This window comes from Streptococcus pseudopneumoniae (assembly GCF_038148955.1).
Taxonomy (GTDB): Bacteria; Bacillota; Bacilli; order Lactobacillales; family Streptococcaceae; genus Streptococcus; species Streptococcus pseudopneumoniae_T.
Genome location: NZ_JBBJZY010000044.1, coordinates 1 through 3,455 on the forward strand (window position 1 = coordinate 1; position 3,455 = coordinate 3,455).

3 protein-coding genes are annotated in these 3,455 nt (G+C 43.4%); 1 reads left to right on the forward strand and 2 read right to left on the reverse strand.

Annotated features, from left to right (window positions below; translation table 11 throughout):
- The coding region (locus WKI23_RS09335) for an aminoglycoside 6-adenylyltransferase (RefSeq protein WP_368079730.1) at positions 1-635 on the reverse strand (635 nt) is incomplete at its 3' end.
- Between the two features lie 27 nt (positions 636-662).
- On the reverse strand, positions 663-2,606 hold the full coding sequence (parE, locus tag WKI23_RS09340; RefSeq protein WP_261011663.1) for a DNA topoisomerase IV subunit B: 1,944 nt from the start codon (positions 2,604-2,606) through the stop codon (positions 663-665).
- 135 nt (positions 2,607-2,741) lie between these two features.
- Between parE and plsY the strand changes: the two genes are divergently transcribed.
- Positions 2,742-3,383: a glycerol-3-phosphate 1-O-acyltransferase PlsY gene (gene plsY / locus WKI23_RS09345; RefSeq protein WP_238095471.1), complete on the forward strand. Its 642-nt coding sequence runs from the start codon at positions 2,742-2,744 to the stop codon at positions 3,381-3,383.
- Positions 3,384-3,455: the final 72 nt, after the last annotated feature.

Genomic DNA, 3,455 nt, shown 5'->3' on the forward strand with positions numbered 1-3,455 from the left:
TCTTTCTCAGCAGACAAATAGTGAAAGAGGTACTTGTAATTTTTACCGATGTCAACTGCTCCCCTATCACTTACCACTTGCCAAGCCAAGATTTTCAAGAGTTCTTGTTGGCAAATACCATAGAGATGGTCGGTCGCATAGATGACTTGATTACGACAAATCCCTTTGACAGCGTAGGCCGACACCCACCAAAATTCATTACAGGAATTTTTAAAATCTGTCTCACTAGCTGGACTCATCCAGAAACGCTCTAGATTTTGGGAATAGGGTTCAAATAAATGTTCTAGGTCTTCCAAAACAGTGAATCCTGCCTCGCTATCTACCCACTCCTTGATATGCTCTTTGGGGCAGAGAGTTAAATCAATCCGATTACCATCTTCAAAGAGCATGAGATAGAGACGACGATTACCAAGACTAACTTCTTGCTCGATAATGCGTTTCCCGAAATAGGCCAACCAAGAAAGGTCACTCGTCAGATTATCCAAATCATCCACAATATAGACCACATCGTAGTCTTGAAATTCATCTTTTGGAGCTTTTGGACAAGCTCGCGAACCAGATAGAGCCACGGCTTCGACTTTTAAAGTTTCAGCAGTCTGTAAAATCAGATTCATCATTTCTGTTTCAGTTCTCATGTTAATACCCATTCGTTAAAAACCGACTTAAAACACTGTCGCTTCTTCCAGCGTAAACTTGACATTATCCTCAATCCACTTACGGCGTGGTTCGACTTTATCTCCCATGAGGACATTGACGCGGCGTTCGGCGCGAGCTAGGTCTTCAATGGTGACACGGATGAGTGTACGGGTTTCTGGATTCATGGTTGTTTCCCAGAGTTGGTCTGCATTCATCTCACCAAGACCTTTATAGCGTTGGAGGGTAGCACCTTTACCAAACTGCTTGCGGAGTTCTTCTAGTTCTCCATCCGTCCAAGCGTAAGCCACTTCTTCTTTCTTGCCTTTACCTTTTGACATCTTGTAAAGAGGTGGAAGGGCAATATAGACATGTCCTGCTTCGACTAGCGGACGCATGTAGCGATAGAAAAATGTCAAGAGCAAGGTTTGGATATGAGCACCATCGGTATCCGCATCGGTCATGATAATGATCTTGTCATAGTTGGTATCTTCAATAGAGAAGTCCGCTCCAACACCCGCACCGATGGTATAAATCATGGTATTGATTTCTTCATTTTTGAGAATATCCGCTATCTTTGCCTTGGCTGTATTGATAACCTTACCACGAAGAGGTAGAATAGCCTGGAACTTGCGATCACGGCCTTGTTTGGCAGAGCCACCGGCAGAATCCCCCTCTACTAGATAGAGTTCATTCTTAGCTGGATTCTTAGACTGGGCTGGCGTTAATTTACCAGAAAGTAAGCCCTTGTCTTTCTTATTCTTTTTGCCATTTCGGCTTTCATCACGCGCCTTGCGAGCCGCCTCGCGAGCATCACGAGCCTTGATAGCCTTGCGGATGAGATTAGAAGCCAATTCCCCATTTTCCATAAGGAAGAAGGTCAACTTATCCGCCACAATGCCATCCACAACTGGGCGAGCTAGTGGACTTCCTAGTTTGTCCTTGGTCTGTCCTTCAAACTGGAGGTGTTCTTCAGGAACCAGAATAGAAAGAACGGCTGCTAGTCCCTCACGATAGTCTGACCCTTCAAGGTTTTTATCTTTTTCCTTGAGAAGCCCCGTCTTACGCGCATAGTCATTCATAACCTTGGTAATGGCAGACTTGAGCCCTGTTTCATGCGTCCCCCCATCCTTGGTACGAACGTTATTGACAAAGGACAAAATATTATCTGAAAATCCATCATTATACTGGAGGGCAACTTCTACTTGGAAACCATTATCTTCACCTTCAAAGTAAAGAACTGGCGTCAAGGTTTCCTTGTCTTCATTAAGGTAGGAAACAAAGTCCTGCACCCCATTCTCATAGTGAAATTCAATCGCTTCATCTGTTCGCTTATCCGTCAAGGACAAGGTCACATTTTTCAAGAGGAAGGCTGATTCATTGAGGCGTTCTGAAATGGTATTGTACTTGAAGTCTGTCGTAGAAAAGATGGTCGCATCAGGCATAAACGTAACTTTAGTACCTGTTTTAGACTTGGGCGCTGTACCGATTTTCTTCAAAGTCGTGACAGGTTTTCCACCATTTTCAAAACGTTGCTTGTAGATTGCCCCATCACGGGTGATTTCAACTTCTAACCAACTAGAAAGGGCATTAACAACAGAAGAACCAACCCCGTGGAGACCACCGGATGTCTTGTAGCCACCTTGACCGAATTTCCCTCCAGCGTGAAGAATGGTAAAGATAACCTCAACTGTTGGAATCCCCATAGCGTGCATACCCGTCGGCATCCCACGACCATGGTCTTGCACAGTCAAACTTCCGTCTTTATTGATGGTGACATCAATACGATCACCAAATCCAGACAAGGCCTCATCGACTGCATTGTCGACTATTTCCCAGACGAGGTGGTGGAGACCAGCACCATCGGTCGATCCGATATACATTCCTGGACGTTTACGGACCGCATCCAACCCTTCTAGCACCTGAATGGCATCATCATTATAATTGTTAATATTGATTTCCTTTTTTGACACAAGGAACCTCCTATTCGTTCATCTTTACTATTCTACAAGTTTTCTAAGGATTTTGCAAAATTTTTCTTTCTCCGCTGTGACAATTTCAGAAGAGATTCTCTGCCTTTCTTCTTCATTTCATGATATAATAGGAGTATGATTACAATAGTTTTATTAATCCTAGCCTATCTGCTGGGTTCGATTCCGTCTGGTCTCTGGATTGGACAAGTATTCTTTCAAATCAATCTACGTGAGCATGGTTCTGGTAACACTGGAACGACCAATACCTTCCGCATTTTAGGTAAGAAAGCTGGTATGGCAACCTTTGTCATTGACTTTTTCAAAGGAACCCTAGCAACGCTACTTCCGATTATGTTTCATCTGCAAGGTGTTTCGCCTCTCATCTTTGGACTTTTGGCTGTTATTGGCCATACCTTCCCTATCTTTGCAGGATTTAAGGGTGGTAAGGCTGTCGCAACCAGTGCAGGTGTGATTTTCGGATTTGCTCCTGTCTTCTGTCTCTACCTTGCGGTTGTCTTCTTTGGGACCCTCTATCTAGGCAGTATGATTTCACTATCTAGTGTCACAGCATCTATCGCGGCTGTCATCGGAGTTCTACTCTTTCCACTTTTTGGTTTTATCCTGAGTAACTACGACCCTCTCTTCATCGCCATTATCCTAGCTCTTGCTAGTTTGATTATCATTCGTCATAAGGACAATATCACACGTATCCAAAATAAAACTGAAAATCTTGTCCCTTGGGGACTAAACCTAACCCATCAAAATCCTAAAAAATAAAACGCCAGTTTGAATAGAACTGACGTTTTTTTGTATGCTTATACTCTTCAAAAATCAAATTCAAACCACGTC

Excerpts from the sequence above, each read along its gene's own strand:
- plsY (WP_238095471.1), top strand. The coding sequence starts at position 2,742 with ATGATTACAATAGTTTTATTAATCCTAGCCTATCTGCTGGGTTCGATT.